Source organism: Enterobacter sp. CPE_E863, from assembly GCF_046521465.1.
GTDB classification, from domain to species: domain Bacteria; phylum Pseudomonadota; class Gammaproteobacteria; order Enterobacterales; family Enterobacteriaceae; genus Enterobacter; species Enterobacter adelaidei.
This window is the reverse complement of the sequence record NZ_JBKFZX010000001.1, coordinates 1,570,879-1,588,380: the sequence shown is the minus strand read 5'-3', so window position 1 is coordinate 1,588,380 and position 17,502 is coordinate 1,570,879. Positions and strand designations below refer to the sequence as shown.

The 17,502-nt window shown below is 52.2% G+C and carries 15 protein-coding genes and 1 pseudogene; 11 read left to right on the top strand and 5 right to left on the bottom strand.

The genetic code is table 11. The features are described from left to right. Positions 1 to 24 precede the first annotated feature (24 nt). The 5 genes from xisR to ACLHV8_RS07695 all read left to right on the top strand — a co-directional run bounded on the left by xisR (position 25) and on the right by ACLHV8_RS07695 (position 4,948). On the top strand, positions 25 to 240 hold the full coding sequence (gene xisR, locus ACLHV8_RS07715; protein ID WP_208594614.1) for an excisionase family protein: 216 nt from the start codon (positions 25 to 27) through the stop codon (positions 238 to 240). Beyond that, positions 240 to 1,526: a site-specific integrase gene (locus ACLHV8_RS07710; RefSeq protein WP_208594615.1), complete on the top strand. Its 1,287-nt coding sequence runs from the start codon at positions 240 to 242 to the stop codon at positions 1,524 to 1,526. Before xisR ends, ACLHV8_RS07710 begins: the two co-directional genes overlap by 1 nt. 73 nt (positions 1,527 to 1,599) lie before the next feature. Beyond that, positions 1,600 to 2,271, top strand: a complete 672-nt coding sequence (gene phoP, locus ACLHV8_RS07705; RefSeq protein ID WP_208594657.1) for a two-component system response regulator PhoP — start codon at positions 1,600 to 1,602, stop codon at positions 2,269 to 2,271. Next, entirely contained in the window at positions 2,272 to 3,735 is a 1,464-nt protein-coding gene (gene phoQ, locus ACLHV8_RS07700; protein WP_208594616.1) for a two-component system sensor histidine kinase PhoQ, read from the top strand. A 91-nt stretch (positions 3,736 to 3,826) separates the two neighbouring features. After that, positions 3,827 to 4,948 carry a cupin domain-containing protein gene (locus ACLHV8_RS07695; RefSeq protein WP_208594617.1) on the top strand — a complete coding sequence of 374 codons (1,122 nt, stop codon included), beginning with the start codon at positions 3,827 to 3,829 and terminating at the stop codon, positions 4,946 to 4,948. A gap of 93 nt (positions 4,949 to 5,041) precedes the next feature. Here ACLHV8_RS07695 and ACLHV8_RS07690 read toward each other — a convergent pair whose 3' ends face one another. Next, positions 5,042 to 5,533, bottom strand: a complete 492-nt coding sequence (locus tag ACLHV8_RS07690) for an REP-associated tyrosine transposase (protein ID WP_208594618.1) — start codon at positions 5,531 to 5,533, stop codon at positions 5,042 to 5,044. 96 nt (positions 5,534 to 5,629) lie between these two features. Next, positions 5,630 to 6,853, bottom strand: coding sequence for a peptidase T (gene pepT / locus ACLHV8_RS07685; RefSeq protein ID WP_032666982.1), 1,224 nt, complete (start codon positions 6,851 to 6,853; stop codon positions 5,630 to 5,632). A gap of 160 nt (positions 6,854 to 7,013) precedes the next feature. Between pepT and ACLHV8_RS07680 the strand changes: the two genes are divergently transcribed. From ACLHV8_RS07680 to potD, 5 genes are all read left to right on the top strand, one after another. Continuing rightward, positions 7,014 to 8,018, top strand: a complete 1,005-nt coding sequence (locus tag ACLHV8_RS07680; RefSeq protein WP_000427614.1) for an IS110-like element IS5075 family transposase — start codon at positions 7,014 to 7,016, stop codon at positions 8,016 to 8,018. Between the two features lie 399 nt (positions 8,019 to 8,417). After that, positions 8,418 to 9,566, top strand: coding sequence for a spermidine/putrescine ABC transporter ATP-binding protein PotA (potA, locus tag ACLHV8_RS07675; protein ID WP_208594658.1), 1,149 nt, complete (start codon positions 8,418 to 8,420; stop codon positions 9,564 to 9,566). Continuing rightward, on the top strand, positions 9,550 to 10,407 hold the full coding sequence (gene potB, locus ACLHV8_RS07670) for a spermidine/putrescine ABC transporter permease PotB (RefSeq protein ID WP_049007869.1): 858 nt from the start codon (positions 9,550 to 9,552) through the stop codon (positions 10,405 to 10,407). The genes potA and potB overlap by 17 nt, the downstream gene beginning before the upstream one ends. Continuing rightward, positions 10,404 to 11,195 carry a spermidine/putrescine ABC transporter permease PotC gene (potC, locus tag ACLHV8_RS07665; RefSeq protein ID WP_014169603.1) on the top strand — a complete coding sequence of 264 codons (792 nt, stop codon included), beginning with the start codon at positions 10,404 to 10,406 and terminating at the stop codon, positions 11,193 to 11,195. The genes potB and potC overlap by 4 nt, the downstream gene beginning before the upstream one ends. Then, positions 11,192 to 12,226: a spermidine/putrescine ABC transporter substrate-binding protein PotD gene (potD, locus tag ACLHV8_RS07660; RefSeq protein WP_028019022.1), complete on the top strand. Its 1,035-nt coding sequence runs from the start codon at positions 11,192 to 11,194 to the stop codon at positions 12,224 to 12,226. Before potC ends, potD begins: the two co-directional genes overlap by 4 nt. A gap of 47 nt (positions 12,227 to 12,273) precedes the next feature. On the opposite strand, the gene ACLHV8_RS07655 is transcribed toward potD, so the two are convergent. Beyond that, a complete protein-coding gene (locus ACLHV8_RS07655; RefSeq protein WP_208594619.1) occupies positions 12,274 to 13,503 on the bottom strand; it encodes an EAL and HDOD domain-containing protein in 1,230 nt (409 codons plus the stop codon). Positions 13,504 to 13,740: 237 nt separating this feature from the next. On the opposite strand from ACLHV8_RS07655, the pseudogene ACLHV8_RS07650 reads away from it, so the two are divergent. Beyond that, a pseudogene (locus tag ACLHV8_RS07650) lies at positions 13,741 to 15,672 on the top strand (methyl-accepting chemotaxis protein). 34 nt (positions 15,673 to 15,706) lie between these two features. Here the strand turns inward: ACLHV8_RS07650 and cobB are convergent. Together cobB and nagK are read right to left on the bottom strand one after the other, a co-directional pair. Further along, a complete protein-coding gene (gene cobB / locus ACLHV8_RS07645; protein ID WP_028019025.1) occupies positions 15,707 to 16,528 on the bottom strand; it encodes a Sir2 family NAD+-dependent deacetylase in 822 nt (273 codons plus the stop codon). A 14-nt stretch (positions 16,529 to 16,542) separates the two neighbouring features. Next, the gene (nagK, locus tag ACLHV8_RS07640) at positions 16,543 to 17,454 is read right to left on the bottom strand and encodes an N-acetylglucosamine kinase (protein ID WP_208594621.1); all 912 of its coding nucleotides are present in this window, start codon (positions 17,452 to 17,454) and stop codon (positions 16,543 to 16,545) included. Positions 17,455 to 17,502 lie beyond the last annotated feature (48 nt).

Sequence of the window (17,502 nt, the reverse complement as noted above, 5' to 3'; positions counted from 1 at the left end):
CGTGGCGGCGTCATGGAGTTAAGCATGGCGCAAATCATTTTTGATGAAGAGTGGATGGTGGCGGGAAAGCTCACTGAGAAAACGGGGCTGGATGACAGGCAAATAAAAGCTTATCGCCTCGGATGCTGGATTGAAGGGATTCATTTTAAGCGAGTACCCGCGGTACCCGGTGGAGAAAGCAAACGCGCTTTGGTCTGGTACAACTTTCCGCTGATTAATAGATTTATTCAGGAAGCATGATGAACTTTCCAACCGGCGTTGAACTTCATAACGGAAAAATAAGGATCACGTTTACCTATCGCGGCATTCGCTGCCGCGAAGTTCTCCGTGGCTGGGTGGTTAACAGCAGCAACATCAAGAAGGCGGGAAACCTTCGCGCCGTCATCGTGAGTGAGATCCAGTTCGGCCAGTTCGACTACGCAGCGCGCTTTCCTGAATCGAAGGCTCTTAAAAAATTCTCATCAACTAAGCGGATCACGACGTTTAAAGAGCTGAGCGATTTTTTCATTGATACAAAAGCGCTGGAGGTGTCAGGGGCAACACTGCAGTCTCTCACATCTGCAGTTAACACCCTGAAGCGCGTTGTGGGAGAAAATACTCCTCTGGCTGATATTCAGCATGCCGATATCCTGAATTACCGTAAAGAGCTGCTGACCGGCAGCGTATTAAACCCATCAATGCCTAATCTGGTTAAAAAGGGACGCGCGCCCTCAACAGTCAATAAACAGATGGCGGTTTTATCAGAAATGCTGAAGCTTGCGAATCGCAGTCAGTTTATATTACACGCTCCTTATGAGGGCGTATCCAGGCTCAAGCTATCTAAGGCAGACCCCGATCCGCTTCTACTTCATGAGTATCAGGCACTGATTGCCGCCCTTCCCCGAAAACTGGCTTTGATCATCATTGTAGCCGTCCACACGGGGATGAGGCCCGGCGAGATTTGTGCTCTGGCGTGGGAGGATATCGATCTGAGAAAAGGTGAGATTCACGTATCAAGAAGCCTGACAAACAAACGGGTATTTGTGCCGCCGAAAACAGATGCTGGCATCAGAACGATTACACTGCTTAAGCCTGCTCATGATGCGCTGCTAGAGCAGTTCGAAATCACCGGCAATAACCCAAGGCAGCAGATCATTTTCCATCACCGGGAAATCGGCAAAACAGAGCCGCAAAATCTGCGTTTTGTGTTTTCTCCTGAAAAGAAATCGTCAGTGAATGAGAGCTTTTTTTCCAAAAACTCGATTTCGTATGGATGGAAACGGGGCACTAAACTTTCGGGAATACGTGAGAGAAATCCTTATCAGTCCCGACACACATACGCCTGCTGGACGCTTATGGCTGGTGCTAACCCTTCCTTTATCGCCAGCCAGATGGGTCATGAGGATGCGCGTATGGTGTACGAGGTGTATTCGAAGTGGATCGGAGATATGAACCAGGATCAGGTCAACATGCTGAACAATCAGATGCCGACAGCTTTGCCCCCAGGACGCCCCCAAGGGATTGGAAGTATTAAAAAAGTCATTTAATTTCATGACGCTGGTTCCAAACTCCATAATCAGCGTTAAACTATTCATACCATTAATTTAGGGAGAAGAGATGATGCGCGTATTGGTTGTTGAGGATAATGCATTGCTACGCCATCACCTGAAAGTACAGCTTCAGGAGATGGGACATCAGGTGGACGATGCCGAAGATGCAAAAGAAGCCGATTATTATCTCAATGAACACCTGCCGGATATCGCCATCGTCGATTTAGGGTTACCTGATGAAGACGGTTTGTCGTTAATTCGTCGCTGGCGCAGCCATGATGTTTCTCTCCCGGTTCTGGTTCTGACTGCCCGTGAAGGCTGGCAGGACAAGGTCGAAGTGCTCAGTGCGGGTGCAGATGATTACGTCACCAAGCCGTTTCATATTGAAGAGGTGGCGGCGCGCATGCAGGCGCTGTTACGCCGCAACAGCGGGCTGGCCTCGCAGGTCATTTCTATCCCTCCATTCCAGGTTGATCTCTCCCGGCGGGAATTAGCCATCAACGATGAAGTGATCAAGCTGACCGCCTTCGAATACACCATTATGGAAACGCTGATCCGTAACAACGGCAAAGTGGTGAGCAAAGATTCTTTAATGCTCCAGCTTTATCCAGATGCTGAACTGCGCGAGAGCCATACCATTGACGTACTAATGGGACGTTTGCGTAAGAAAATTCAGGCGCAGTACTCACAGGACGTGATCACCACCGTTCGTGGTCAGGGCTACCTGTTCGAATTACGCTAAATGAGACGGATTTTGCGCCACATACTGCCCCTCTCGCTACGGGTTCGTTTTTTACTGGCAACGGCCGCCGTTGTCCTGGTCTTGTCGCTTTCGTACGGTATGGTGGCGCTGGTGGGCTACAGCGTCAGCTTCGATAAAACGACCTTCCGGCTGTTGCGCGGTGAAAGTAATCTGTTTTATACCCTGGCAAAGTGGGAAAACAACAAAATCACCGTTGAAATGCCGGAAAACCTCAACCAGCAGAGTCCAACGCTGGCCCTGATTTATAACGAAAAGGGAAAATTGCTTTGGGCACAGCGCGATATCCCCTGGCTGGTCAACAGCATTCGTCCGGAGTGGCTTAAAACCAACGGGTTTCATGAAATTGAAGCCGATCTCAATACCACCAGCTCGCTGATTCGTGAAGATCGCTCTCTGCAACAGAAACTGAATGAGATCCGCGCCGATGATGCCGAAACGGAAATGACTCACTCAGTTGCAATCAATCTTTATCCGGCGACGTTGAACATGCCGCAGTTGACCATCGTAGTGATCGACACCATTCCTGTGGAACTGAAACGTTCTTATATGGTCTGGAGCTGGTTCATCTATGTTCTGGCCGCGAATCTGCTGCTGGTGATCCCACTGCTGTGGGTGGCGGCGTGGTGGAGCTTGCGCCCCATCGAATCACTGGCGAAAGAGGTTCGCGAACTGGAAGAACACCACCGTGAAAAGCTCAACCCTGCAACCACGCGTGAACTGACAAGCCTTGTGCGGAACCTCAACCGCCTGCTGAAAAGCGAGCGCGAACGCTATGACAAATACCGCACCACACTTACCGACCTGACGCACAGCCTCAAGACACCGCTTGCGGTAATGCAAAGCACATTGCGTTCAATGCGCAGTTCAAAACTCAGCGTCGATGATGCTGAACCGGTGATGCTTGAACAAATCAGCCGTATCTCTCAGCAAATTGGCTACTATCTGCATCGCGCCAGTATGCGCTCGGGTAGCGCGTTATTAAGCCGCGAATTACATCCTGTAGCGCCACTGCTGGACAACCTCACGTCTGCGCTGAACAAGGTTTACCAGCGAAAAGGGGTAAATATCAGCCTCGATATCTCGCCAGAGATCAGCTTCGTCGGCGAGAAAAATGATTTTATGGAAGCGATGGGGAACCTGCTCGACAACGCCTGCAAGTACTGCCTGGAGTTTGTAGAAGTGTCGGCGCGTCAGACAGAGAACGAACTGCACATTATTGTTGAAGATGATGGCCCGGGCATTCCACTTAATAAACGTGAAATGGTGTTCGATCGCGGCCAGCGTGCCGACACACTGCGTCCCGGCCAGGGAGTGGGATTATCCGTCGCACGTGAGATTGTCGACCAGTACGATGGCAACATCGAAACCGGTGATAGCTTACTGGGCGGCGCCAGAATGGAAGTGATTTTTGGTCGTCAGCAGCCCATATTGAACGATAGTTAACCCGTTATGTGAAAAATGCGAGGATCTCGCACCCAGGCTCCTGAGCTTCCGTTATAATCCGAGTCAGTAAGAGCCTGCGGAATAAAAAAATATGGACTATCACTTAACACTTAACTGGCCTGAGTTTATCGAACGTTACTGGCAAAAACGCCCGGTGGTTCTGAAACGCGGGTTCAGTAATTTTATCGACCCCATCTCTCCAGACGAACTGGCCGGTCTGTCCATGGAAAACGAAGTCGACAGCCGCCTGGTCAGCCACCAGGACGGGAAATGGCAGGTCAGCCACGGTCCTTTCGAAAGCTATGATCATCTCGGTGAAAACAACTGGTCACTGCTGGTGCAGGCGGTCAACCACTGGCACGAGCCGACTGCCGCATTAATGCGTCCGTTCCGTGCCCTGCCTGACTGGCGAATGGACGATCTGATGATCTCCTTCTCCGTACCTGGCGGCGGTGTGGGTCCGCATCTGGATCAGTACGACGTATTTATCATTCAGGGAACTGGCCGCCGCCGCTGGCGCGTGGGCGAAAAAGTGCCGATGAAACAGCACTGCCCACATCCGGACCTGCTGCAGGTAGACCCTTTTGAAGGGATCATCGACGAAGAGCTGGAGCCGGGGGATATTCTCTACATTCCGCCTGGATTCCCGCACGAAGGTTATTCACTGGAAAATTCGCTGAACTACTCTGTCGGGTTCCGTGCACCAAGCGGTCGCGAGATGATCAGCGGTTTTGCCGACTATGTTCTGCAACGCGAGCTGGGCAGTTATCGTTACAGCGATCCCGATGTCCCAGCGCGCGAGCACCCGGCTGATATTCTGCCAGAAGAGCTGGATAAACTGCGCGGCATGATGCTGGATTTGATCAACGAGCCCGAACATTTCCGTCAGTGGTTTGGTGAGTTTATCAGCCAGTCGCGTCATGAGCTGGACGTTGCGCCGCCAGAACCTCCGTATCAGGCCGATGAAATTTATGATGCGTTGCAACAGGGCGACAAGCTGGTTCGTCTGGGCGGGTTGCGCGTTCTGCGGATTGGCGAAGAGGTGTTCGTCAATGGCGAGAAGCTGGATTCACCACACCGTCCTGCCCTCGACGCCATCGCCAGCCATCTGGTGCTGACTGCTGATACCTTCGGCGATGCGCTGGAAGATCCCTCTTTCCTCGCGATGCTCTCTGCGCTTGTAAACAGCGGGTACTGGTTCTTTGAGGACTGAGTTGTAAACATTTTCCGGGTGGCGGCTGCGCCTTACCCGGCCTACAAAAGCTCGATCCCGTAGGCCCGGTAAGCGCAGCGCCACCGGGCATTATTATTTGCGCTCACCCGCTGCAAAATCCTCAATCTCTCCAGCCCAATCCACCGGATACAACCCTTCCCGTACTTCACGATGAAACGTTGAATACGGCCAGTCGATAACTTTGCTAACATAACCATGCTTCATCGGGTTGATGTAGATATAATCCATATGCCGCCGATAGTCTTCTTCGTTACGGATGGTGTGTTCCCAGAAGCGCGACTGCCAGATGTGACGCATTTCAATGTTACGACTGAACGTTTTTTTGATATCCCGCCAGCGAGCCGAAAAATCACAGTCTCCTTCCGGTAAGGTCCAGATACAGTGCATATGTTCAGGAAGGATAACCCAGGCGTTGATGGTGAAGGGTTTAGCTCGTTTAACCGTTGAAGTGGCGGAACGCAGGCTATTGATATGGCGGGTAAGCAAATCACTCTGGCGGTTTTGCAGGTTGACGGCGAAAAACCAGGTTCCACCGGGGATGTAGAGGCGACGATAGTTTGACATGGGCATTCCTTGCCTTAACGCCGGGTGGCGGCTGCGCCTTACCCGGCCTACATTCTGATCGTAGGCCCGGTAAGCGTAGCGACACCGGGCAATGTCTTACTGCTTCGCGGTTAACTCCGCTATCCGCACAATCACCTTCACTGCTTTTTCCATCCCTTCCAGCGTCACAAATTCGTGTTTGCCATGGTAGTTGTAGCCACCGGTAAACAGGTTCGGGCAAGGCAACCCCATAAATGACAGCTGGGATCCATCAGTGCCGCCACGAATCGGTTTTAAGATCGGTTCAATGTCGCAATCGCGCATCGCCTGCTGGGCGATATCAATAATATGCGGATGCGCCATCACCTTCTCACGCATATTGTAATAGCTGTCTTCGATGATCAGCTCGATATAGCAGTCAGGGTGCAAGCCCTTCCCAACCTTCTTCGCGATCTCCATCATTTTACGCTTGCGCGCTTCAAACGCTTTGCGGTCAAAATCGCGGATGATGTAGTGCATCTGCGCGCTATCTACGGTGCCTTTGATGCTGGTCAGGTGATAGAAACCTTCATAGCCTTCCGTCTGCTCCGGGCTTTCTTCTACAGGTACTTCCGCATGAATGCGTGATGCCAGCGACAACGCATTCACCATCACTCCTTTGGCGGAGCCTGGATGAACATTGTTCCCGACAATCTTGATCGTCACCGATGCGGCATTGAAGTTTTCATACTCCAGCTCACCTACACCACCACCATCGACGGTATAAGCCCACTTCGCGTTGAAGGCCTCCACATCGAAATGTTTCGCCCCCTTTCCGACCTCTTCATCAGGCGTGAATGCCACGCGGATATCACCGTGTGGAATATTTTTACCCTTCAGTACCGCCAGCGCGGTCATGATTTCCGCGATCCCCGCCTTGTCATCTGCCCCCAGCAGCGTTTTCCCGTCGGTGGTGATCAACGTCTGGCCGAGTAACTGGTGCAGCACCGGAAACATCACAGGAGAGAGCACTTCATCACCAATGCCCAGCGCAATATCACCGCCGCGGTAGTTTTCAACAATCTGCGGGTTCACGTGTTTGCCGCTAAAGTCCGGAGAGGTGTCGACATGGGAGATAAAACCAACCGCCGGAATATCGCCCGGGACATTTGCAGGCAGCGTTCCCATCACAGTGCCTTTATCGCTTAACGTGACGTTAACCAGCCCCATGGCGTCAAGCTGCTCTTTAAGCAGGTTTAATAACTTCCACTGGCCTTCGGTGCTCGGCACCTGGCGGACACCCGGTTTAGATTGGGTATCCAGCGAAACGTACTGTAAAAAACGCTCAAGTAATTTATCCATGCAGTCACCCTCACTTTTTGTGACAACATTATCAATAAGCATCAAAACGCAAATATTGCGTCAGGTCACTTTTATCCCGCAAACGAGAATATTTAATGAGATGGTCACTCCCTCCTTCCCAGTACTATGCTGAGGACAGGCTTTCATTCGGAGAACCATCATGGAAAACATTGCGCTTATTGGTATCGATCTGGGTAAGAACTCTTTCCATATTCATTGTCAGGATCATCGTGGGAAGGCCGTTTACCGTAAAAAATTCACCCGACCAAAGCTAATCGAATTTCTGGCGACATGCCCAGCAACAACCATCGCGATGGAAGCCTGTGGCGGTTCTCACTTTATGGCACGCAAGCTGGCAGAGTTAGGGCATTTTCCAAAGCTGATATCACCGCAATTTGTCCGCCCATTCGTTAAAAGCAACAAAAATGACTTCGTTGATGCTGAAGCTATCTGTGAAGCAGCATCACGTCCATCTATGCGTTTCGTGCAGCCCAGAACCGAATCTCAGCAGGCAATGCGAGCTCTGCATCGTGTCCGTGAATCCCTGGTTCAGGATAAGGTGAAAACAACTAATCAGATGCATGCTTTTCTGCTGGAATTTGGTATCAGCGTTCCGCGAGGTGCTGCCGTTATTAGTCGACTGAGTACCCTTCTTGAGGACAGTAGTTTGCCTCTTTATCTCAGCCAGTTACTGCTGAAATTACAACAGCATTATCACTATCTTGTTGAGCAGATTAAAGATCTGGAATCTCAGTTGAAACGAAAGTTGGACGAAGATGAGGTTGGACAGCGCTTGCTGAGTATTCCCTGCGTTGGAACGCTGACTGCCAGTACTATTTCAACTGAGATTGGCGACGGGAAGCAGTACGCCAGCAGCCGTGACTTTGCGGCGGCAACAGGGCTGGTACCCCGACAGTACAGCACGGGAGGTCGGACGACATTGTTAGGGATTAGCAAGCGGGGCAACAAAAAGATCCGAACTTTGTTGGTTCAGTGTGCCAGGGTATTCATACAAAAACTGGAACACCAGTCTGGCAAGTTGGCCGACTGGGTCAGGGAGTTGTTGTGTCGGAAAAGCAACTTTGTCGTCACCTGTGCTCTGGCAAACAAGCTGGCCAGAATAGCCTGGGCACTGACGGCGCGACAGCAAACTTACGAAGCATAAAGGCAGAAATACACCAGTTTAAACAATCATTCATCTGGTTTTGCGAATACTGATATTGATGATACAAACGGCCCACCGGCCTGTTGAGGAACCTGTAAAACGGAAAGGCTCGCTGAAGCCGTATATTTTCTGGAGGTTCATCAGGCGCGGAACTCATCGAGGCGCGGGAATAAAATCCCATTCAGACGCCGGATAGATTCAAGCAAGCCAACTTATCGTCAAAATCGGTGTTGCAAAAACGGGAGTGACCATAGATTCCGTTTATATCGTTATACGCTAGTAAATGTAGCTTATGAATCAGTGACAAGGATTGGCGATTCCAGTGGTTTACCGTAGAATGTCCGCCCTCATTACGAGTCACCAAGGTGGTTACACACAAACCCCGCTTCAGTCTGCTGCCTGAGGCGTCTATATGGGACAGCGCAAAAATTGAATACACAATCCCGTTCACGTTCACCGCTGGTGCAACTGGAACGAATTCGTAAGAGTTTTGATGGTAAAGAGGTCATTTCAGAGCTCAACCTGACCATCAATGACGGTGAGTTCCTCACGCTGCTGGGCCCCTCTGGCTGCGGCAAGACAACCGTACTACGCCTTATTGCCGGGCTGGAAAATGTCGATAGCGGCACAATCCATCTTGAAAACCAGGATATTACCCAGGTCCCCGCTGAAGATCGTCACGTTAACACCGTCTTTCAGAGCTATGCGCTTTTCCCGCATATGACCGTGTTCGAGAACGTGGCATTTGGTTTGCGCATGCAAAAAACGCCGGCCGGCGAAATCCCTCAGCGTGTCACTGACGCGCTGCGTATGGTGCAACTGGAAGAGTTCGCACAGCGTAAGCCCCATCAACTTTCCGGCGGTCAGCAGCAGCGTGTGGCCATCGCCCGCGCCGTGGTGAATAAACCGCGTCTGCTCCTGCTGGATGAGTCTCTTTCAGCACTGGATTACAAATTACGCAAGCAGATGCAGAACGAGCTTAAAGCCCTGCAGCGCAAGCTTGGCATTACCTTTGTGTTCGTGACCCACGACCAGGAAGAGGCGCTGACCATGTCGGACCGTATCGTGGTCATGCGCGACGGCAAAATCGAACAGGACGGTACCCCACGCGAAATCTACGAAGAGCCGAAAAATCTGTTTGTCGCCAGCTTCATTGGTGAGATCAATATCTTCAATGCCACGGTGATTGAACGTCTGGACGACCAGCGCGTGCGCGCCAGTGTTGAAGGTCGCGAGTGCAATATCACGGTGAATTTCCCCGTCGAAAAGGGACAAAAACTCAACGTTCTGCTGCGGCCGGAAGATCTGCGTGTCGATGAAATTCACGGTAATACGGAGGCTGAGGGGCTTATCGGCTATATCCGCGAGCGGAACTATAAAGGGATGACGCTGGAATCCGTCGTCGAACTGGAGAACGGCAAAATGGTGATGGTCAGCGAGTTCTTTAATGAGGATGATCCTGACTTCGACCACTCTCTCGACCAGAAAATGGTTATCAACTGGGTAGAAAGCTGGGAGGTTGTACTGGCTGATGAAGAACACAAGTAAATTCCAGAATGTGGTGATTGCCACTATCGTCGGTTGGCTTGTGTTATTTGTCTTTTTACCCAACCTGATGATCATTGCCACCAGCTTCCTGACCCGTGACGATACAAACTTCGTTTCGCTGGTCTTTACGCTGGAAAACTACGCGCGCCTGCTCGATCCGCTCTATTTTGACGTGCTTCTTCATTCACTCAATATGGCGCTGTTCGCCACCGTTGCCTGTCTGGTGCTCGGTTATCCATTTGCGTGGTTTCTGGCGCATCTGCCGCAAAAGGTCCGCCCGGTGCTGCTATTTTTACTGATAGTGCCTTTCTGGACCAACTCGCTCATTCGCATCTACGGGCTGAAAATCTTCCTGAGTACTAAAGGCTATCTCAACGAGTTTCTGTTGTGGCTGGGGGTGATTGATACGCCAATGCGCATCATGTTTACGCCGGGCGCGGTGATCGTTGGACTGGTCTATATCCTGCTGCCGTTTATGGTCATGCCGCTCTACTCCAGCATTGAAAAGCTGGATAAACCCCTGCTTGAAGCGGCTAAAGATTTGGGTGCCAATAAACTGCAGACCTTTACCCGCATTATCATCCCGCTGACCATGCCCGGTATTATCGCGGGCAGTCTGCTGGTGATGTTGCCGGCGATGGGGCTATTTTACGTTTCTGACCTGATGGGCGGAGCGAAAAACCTGCTGATTGGTAACGTCATTAAAAGCCAGTTCCTCAACATCCGTGACTGGCCGTTCGGCTCGGCCACCAGCATTACCCTGACGGTGGTAATGGGCCTGATGCTGCTGATTTACTGGCGCGCTTCAAGGCTGCTGAACAAGAAGGTAGAACTCGAATGATCGGTCGACTGCTTCGCGGCGGTTTTATGACCGCCATTTACGCTTACCTTTATATCCCGATTATCATTTTGATCGTGAACTCGTTTAACAGTTCGCGCTTCGGGATTAACTGGCAGGGGTTTACCACCAACTGGTACAGCCTGCTGATGAACAACGACAGCCTGCTGCAGGCCGCTCAGCACTCGCTGACGATGGCGATTTTCTCCGCCACCTTCGCGACGCTGATTGGCTCCCTTACCGCCGTGGCGCTCTACCGCTATCGCTTTCGCGGCAAACCGTTCGTCAGCGGCATGCTATTTGTGGTGATGATGTCACCCGATATCGTCATGGCGATTTCGCTACTGGTGCTGTTTATGCTGCTGGGCGTTCAGCTTGGCTTCTGGTCACTGCTGTTTTCCCATATCACCTTCTGCCTGCCGTTTGTGGTGGTGACCGTCTTTGCGCGCCTGAAAGGTTTTGACGTGCGCATGCTGGAGGCGGCGAAAGATCTGGGCGCCAGCGAGATGACCATCCTGCGCAAAATCATCCTGCCGCTGGCGATGCCCGCCGTGGCTGCTGGATGGCTGCTCAGCTTTACCCTGTCGATGGATGATGTTGTCGTCTCCTCCTTTGTGACCGGGCCGAGCTATGAAATTCTGCCGTTGAAAATCTATTCGATGGTAAAAGTCGGCGTTTCACCTGAGGTGAACGCGCTGGCGACCATTCTGCTGGTGTTTTCGCTGGTTCTGGTGATCGCCAGCCAGGTTATTGCTCGTGATAAAACAAAATCTCAGGGGACAATGAAATGAAAAAAATGCTCGCCGCTGCGGCGCTGGTGCTTGGCATGGGTGCGGCACACGCTGATGACAGCAAAACGCTCTACTTCTATAACTGGACCGAATATGTGCCGCCGGGCCTGCTGGAACAGTTCACCAAAGAGACGGGCATCAAGGTTATCTACTCGACCTACGAATCGAATGAAACCATGTACGCCAAGCTCAAAACCTACAAAGACGGCGCGTACGATCTGGTGGTTCCTTCCACCTACTTTGTCGATAAAATGCGCAAAGAGGGCATGATCCAGAAGATCGATAAAACGAAGCTAACCAATTTTTCAAACCTCGATCCTGAGATGCTCAACAAGCCGTTCGACCCAAATAACGACTACTCCATTCCATATATCTGGGGAGCAACTGCGATTGGCGTTAACAGCGAGGCCGTCGATCCGAAATCGGTGACTAGCTGGGCCGATCTGTGGAAACCGGAGTATAAAGGTAGCCTGTTGTTAACCGACGACGCACGCGAGGTATTCCAGGTTGCGCTCCGCAAGCTGGGCTACTCTGGCAACACGACGGATCCAAAAGAGATTGAAGCGGCGTATACCGAGCTGAAAAAGCTGATGCCTAACGTGGCGGCCTTCAACTCTGATAACCCGGCAAACCCGTATATGGAAGGTGAAGTGAACCTGGGCATGGTCTGGAACGGCTCAGCGTATGTCGCCCGCCAGGCCGGTACGCCGCTTGAGGTGGTCTGGCCGAAAGAAGGCGGTATCTTCTGGATGGATAGTCTCGCAATTCCTGCCAATGCGAAAAACGTGGATGGTGCTCTGAAGCTGATTAACTTCCTGCTGCGCCCGGACGTGGCTAAACAGGTTGCTGAGACGATTGGCTATCCGACGCCCAACCTGGCCGCACGCAAGCTGCTGAAGCCTGAAGTGGCTAATGATAAGTCGCTCTACCCGGATGCCGAAACCATCAGCAAAGGTGAATGGCAAAACGATGTCGGTGACGCCAGCCGCCTTTACGAGGAGTACTACCAGAGATTGAAAGCGGGCAGATAAACACACCGCGTTCTTCCTCACGCCGTCTGTACGGCGTGAGGAAGCGTTTAACTCACGGCATTCTCCCCCGCCCAGAGTGTTGCCCTTCGCATTGCCTCGACCACATCCTCATCTGACAGCCCAAGCGCCTGACGAACTCTGGTCGCATCGTCCCACCGCTGCTGCTCATAATAACGGCAAAGCGTAACCATATCCGATAACTGCCCTTCATGATGGCACAGCGCATTGCTCACACTCTGTGGCACCGCGATTTGCTTCATCAGCTCAGCCATCGGCAGTTCAAGGAGAGTATCAAGCAGTGAAAACAGACCGCACATGAAGGCATTTTCAGCCAGCGTCGGTTCGTTCATCTTCTCTGCAATCAGTTCACAGAACTTTCCGCGCATCATGCTCAACGGGTAAAGCTCGCTGACGGTATCATTCCCCGCACTCGCCAGGAGCACGACGGCAACAAACCGCCTGAGCTGGTTTTCCCCGAGATATCTGAGCACTTCACTCAGGGTTAACTTACTGAAATTACAGGCGCCGACATGTTTAAATGCGGTGTGCTTCATATAGCGCATGATTTTATACGACAAGGTGAGATCGGTTTTTATCAACGACTCGATGATCCGAAAATCAGGTTTATTGCGTCCCACTTCCATTTGCAGACGGAAAATAGCCAGCTGATTTTGCGATAATCTTTTATATTTAATCACCTCCGGACGGCAGAAAAAATATCCCTGAAAAAGAGAAAAACCTTCATCCCGGTATAGTTTGAATTCCTCTTTAGTCTCAATTTTTTCAGCGAGATATTTAATATGTCCGGTCAGGTGTTTACGTTCATTCAGATACTGTTTAATTTGCGCTAAGGAATAATTTCTGACATCGAATTTCAGTATTGAAATATAGGGTAAAAAAGCATCCCACTCCGGAGCAAGGGTGAAATCATCAAGTGCGAAGTGGTATCCGTGCGCATGCATTTCCCTGACAGCCAGCAATAGATCTTCCCCTGGAACAGCATCTTCCAGGATCTCAATGACCACTTTCTCTTTATCAAGCGCCTCTCCACTGCGGTCAATGACCATCCTGGAAGGAAAATTAATAAACGACACATGCGCCCCGGCGATGCGCTGAGAGGGCACACATAAAAACTGGTCGGATATCATTCTGGAGGTGGCATATTCCGCCGACACATCCGGAAAACGGTTTGTCATCCCATCTCTGAAAAGCAGCTCATAAGCTACCGTATTCATATCAGGATTAAAAATGGGTTGTCGCGCGATAAATCCGTACATATCCCATCCTCCTCTACAACTTTATATTTATTAGCATCCTCTTTCTACACGACGATAACGAGCATTATCGAGTACTATTTTGATTGAATGCACAAAATAAAAGCATCCACACTAACTAACAGGATTTGAAATCCTGAAATTTAAATTAAATATACCTGGTACTCTACAGAAAGGAGGCGATATATCCGATAAGTAATGTGTGCCTGCCCGACATGCACAACATTACGGGAGATGAGAATGAAAGACGCCATGGTCCGAAAACAAAAAATGAGAGTCAAGACGTTGATGCTATTGTCCATTTTCCTCACGGTGACGGTGGGCTTTACCGCAACGATCGGGTTTATGATGTGGCAGTGGATGGCACAGCAAGACATTCTCGCCAAAAAACATATCCGGCAAATTGCCGAAGTGCAGTCTTTGCAGGTCAGCAAACAGCTGGATTCCGCCCTGTCAGCCGCCCGGGATATGGGCAACAGCGCTCTGGCGCTGCACGAGGCGGGCGTAACCGATCGTCAGAGCCTCAATCAGTTGCTCACCCATTATCTCTCGGCTCACCCACAGTTTCTCTCCATGTCGATGGCCTTTGAACCCAACGCTTTCGACGACAAAGACGCCACTTTTGCCGGGCAGAGCGGTGAAGACCCTGCCGGGCGTTACGCCCGCTACGTCGACCGCGACGCCACCGGCAAACCCGCATTGCACTTGCTGACGGATTTCGAATCGCCGGGCAGCGGCGATTATTATTTGCTGCCGAAGCAACGGCATAAAGATGTGATCATCGAACCTTATATTTATCCCTACAACGGCGTGGACGTGATGCTTACCTCGATTGCCGCGCCCATCATGCGTGATGGTCAGTTCCTGGGATCAGTCACCTCTGACTTCTCGCTTGCCACGCTGCAGTCGATGATCGGGGCGATTAAACCGTGGAACGGCACTGGTTATGCCCTGCTCCTCTCCGCGGGTAATAACGTGGTTTCCAGTCCGGACAAACGTGCCACAGGCAAGCCTTACGCGGGCAAGATTGCCGGTAATGACGTCATCCGGGCGGACGATCCGCTACTGAAAGAAGAAGTGTTTATCACCTAGCAGGACATTGTTATCGGCAACAGTCAGACACCGTGGAAACTGGCTATTGTCACACCGGTCAGCGAAGTGATGGCCGAAGCAAGGGCATTTTTACTGAAAGCTATCATCCTGATGGTGTTAAGCATCGTTGCCGTCAGTCTGGTGATGGCACAGATATTTACCCGTAAAGTTGACCGTCCGGTTGGAGGCGAACCGGCAGATGCCGCGGGGATCGCCCTGGCTGTTGCCCGAGGGGATCTGAACAATACCATCCCGGTTCGTCCCGGGGATACCAGCAGTATTTTTTACGCGCTGCACACTATGCAGATGCAGCTCAAGCGCATCGTCGACAATATCAGCGAAGCCAGCCATTCCGTACACGGCGGCACCAGCGAAATTTCGGCGGGTAATCTTGATCTCGCTTCACGTACCGAAGAACAGGCGGCAGCGATTGTTGAAACAGCCGCCAGCATGGAAGAGATTTCGGTCACGGTGAAGAACAATGCCGATAATGCGCATAAGGCGACAACGTTGACCGACCGCGCCGCCACGCTCGCCGGGCACGGGGAAACACTGGTGAACGACGTGGTCGTTGTGATTGGAGAGATTGATGAGAGCGCACGTAAGATCGGCGAGATTAACAGCATCGTCGATGGCATTGCTTTCCAGACCAATATCCTGGCGCTGAATGCTGCCGTTGAAGCGGCCCGGGCTGGCGAACAGGGACGCGGTTTTGCGGTAGTGGCAGGTGAAGTCCGCAATCTTGCCCAGCGCAGCGCTAACGCGGCTAAAGAGATCTCTCAGCTGATCGCCGAGTCGTCAGGTCGCGTCAGCAAAGGCGTTGAGCTGGTCAATGAGACGGGGGTCATGATGAAACAGGTCATTGAGGCCGTATCGCATGTCCATCTGGTGATCAACGATATGGTTCAGGCCCTGGACGAGCAGAATCGGGGAATTAGCCAGGTGAGCACTGCCGTCAATCAAATGGACAGTACGACCCAGCAGAATGCTTCTCTGGTTCAGCAAATCTCTGCGGCTGCCCTCTCGCTGGACGAACAGGCTAAGTCGCTGGAGAAAACGCTGGCGTTCTTTAATTCATAACAAAAAGGCACCCGGAAACGGGTGCCTTTTTGGATTACAGCCCTTTCAGCAGCTTGTCGACAAATTCCGGTACGACCGTACTTGCCAGGCCATAGTGCTTCTCTTCAAACTCGCTTCCCACCTGGCTTGGCTCCAGGTTCAGTTCGACCGTATGCGCACCATGCAGCCGCGCCTCGTGAACAAACCCCGCCGCCGGGTAGACATGGCCTGACGTGCCAATAGCGATAAACACATCTGCCATCGCCAGCGCACTGTAGATCTCATCCATCCCCAGCGGCATCTCACCAAACCAGACCACATGCGGACGCAGCCGCGCGGGGAACTGACAGCAGTGGCATTTATCCTCTGGCAGCACGTCCTCTTTCCAGTCCAGCACCTGACCGCTCCAGGCACAGCGAACTTTCAGCAGCTCACCGTGCATATGGATGATGTTGTGGTTACCGGCCCGCTCATGCAGGTTGTCGATATTCTGCGTAATCAGCAGAAAGCGATCGCCCAACGCCTCTTCCAGCTTCGCCAGCGCCAAATGCGCCGCGTTCGGCGCAATCTCAGGCTGCTGAAGCTGGCGACGGCGGGCGTTGTAAAACGCCTGCACGAGATCCGGGTCGCGGGCAAAGCCTTCCGGTGTGGCCACATCCTCCACGCGGTGCTCTTCCCACAGCCCGTCCGCCGCGCGGAAGGTTCGAATTCCTGACTCGGCGGAGATCCCCGCCCCGGTCAGCACCACCACTCTGGGTTTATCCATCGCTTCTGGCATCATTCTGTCTCTGAAAAAGATCCGCTGGCGCAAGCGCTCACGTAAGCGGCGTTTGTTTTTGCGAAAACGGCTGAGTCGACCCTGGCGACGCGACAGCATAGAAACCTCGTAAACTAATCGGTGAGATGAAGGAATGCGGCTCCGCGCATGCCTCCTGCGTCCCCGTGTCGCGCGCGTTCAATACGCGGCACGCGGGCAACCGGCAATAAATGTCGGGGCAAACGCCCGGACAACCGTTCCGTAATCGCGGTAAAGTTTGAAAGCCCTCCCCCGATCACCAGCAGGTCCGGGTCGACGATGGTGAGAATGTTTCCCAGACACACCGCCAGCAGATCCAGATAGCACTCAACGTGCTCACGCGCCTGCGCATCCCCTTGCTCCCACAGGGTAATGATTTGAGGAGCTTCAAGTTTCTGATGATAGAAGTGTTCGTAAAGCCATGCAAACCCGCGGCCTGACAGGTAGTTCTCAATACAGCCGTGCTGACCGCAGCCGCAGCGGGTCAGCGGGAAATCACGCCCCACCACATCAAGCGCATCCACCGGCAGACGGATATGGCCAAACTCGCCTGTGATGTAGCTGCGCCCGGTGATGGGCTTACCGTTGAAAATGATCCCACCACCAACGCCGGTGCCGAGGATCAGCCCCATCACCAGGGGATACTGTGTAAATTCTTCGTCCCAGGCTTCCGAGAGCGCAAAGCAGTTGGCATCGTTGTCTAAACGCACGTCGCGTTCAAGGAGAGCTGAGAGATCTGCGCGCAGCGGTTTACCGCTGGCGGCAGGCACGTTGGCCGCGTAAAGCGTACCGTCGTCGGTTTCGGGCATGCCCGGAATACCAATGCCGACGCTGCCTTTCACGCCGAAACGTTCATCCGCCTGCGCCACCAGCGTGGCAATGGCGGTTAAAAATTCGTCGTAGCTTTCGCGCGGCGTGGGAACGCGGGTTTCCCACTGCAGTTTGAGATCTTTATCAAACACGCCGAGCGCCATCTTGGTGCCGCCAATATCAAATCCATAATACATAATGCATTCCTCTTTCTGACATAGCGGCCTCAAAACCGCTACATCATG

What these genes read in the sequence shown, in the direction of transcription:
- xisR (WP_208594614.1), top strand. Translation starts at nt 25, where the DNA reads ATGGCGCAAATCATTTTTGATGAAGAGTGGATGGTGGCGGGAAAGCTC.
- ACLHV8_RS07710 (WP_208594615.1), top strand. Translation starts at nt 240, where the DNA reads ATGAACTTTCCAACCGGCGTTGAACTTCATAACGGAAAAATAAGGATC.
- phoP (WP_208594657.1), top strand. Translation starts at nt 1,600, where the DNA reads ATGCGCGTATTGGTTGTTGAGGATAATGCATTGCTACGCCATCACCTG.
- phoQ (WP_208594616.1), top strand. Translation starts at nt 2,272, where the DNA reads ATGAGACGGATTTTGCGCCACATACTGCCCCTCTCGCTACGGGTTCGT.
- ACLHV8_RS07695 (WP_208594617.1), top strand. Translation starts at nt 3,827, where the DNA reads ATGGACTATCACTTAACACTTAACTGGCCTGAGTTTATCGAACGTTAC.
- ACLHV8_RS07690 (WP_208594618.1), bottom strand. Translation starts at nt 5,533, where the DNA reads ATGTCAAACTATCGTCGCCTCTACATCCCCGGTGGAACCTGGTTTTTC.
- pepT (WP_032666982.1), bottom strand. Translation starts at nt 6,853, where the DNA reads ATGGATAAATTACTTGAGCGTTTTTTACAGTACGTTTCGCTGGATACC.
- ACLHV8_RS07680 (WP_000427614.1), top strand. Translation starts at nt 7,014, where the DNA reads ATGGAAAACATTGCGCTTATTGGTATCGATCTGGGTAAGAACTCTTTC.
- potB (WP_049007869.1), top strand. Translation starts at nt 9,550, where the DNA reads ATGAAGAACACAAGTAAATTCCAGAATGTGGTGATTGCCACTATCGTC.
- potC (WP_014169603.1), top strand. Translation starts at nt 10,404, where the DNA reads ATGATCGGTCGACTGCTTCGCGGCGGTTTTATGACCGCCATTTACGCT.
- potD (WP_028019022.1), top strand. Translation starts at nt 11,192, where the DNA reads ATGAAAAAAATGCTCGCCGCTGCGGCGCTGGTGCTTGGCATGGGTGCG.
- ACLHV8_RS07655 (WP_208594619.1), bottom strand. Translation starts at nt 13,503, where the DNA reads ATGTACGGATTTATCGCGCGACAACCCATTTTTAATCCTGATATGAAT.
- cobB (WP_028019025.1), bottom strand. Translation starts at nt 16,528, where the DNA reads ATGCTGTCGCGTCGCCAGGGTCGACTCAGCCGTTTTCGCAAAAACAAA.
- nagK (WP_208594621.1), bottom strand. Translation starts at nt 17,454, where the DNA reads ATGTATTATGGATTTGATATTGGCGGCACCAAGATGGCGCTCGGCGTG.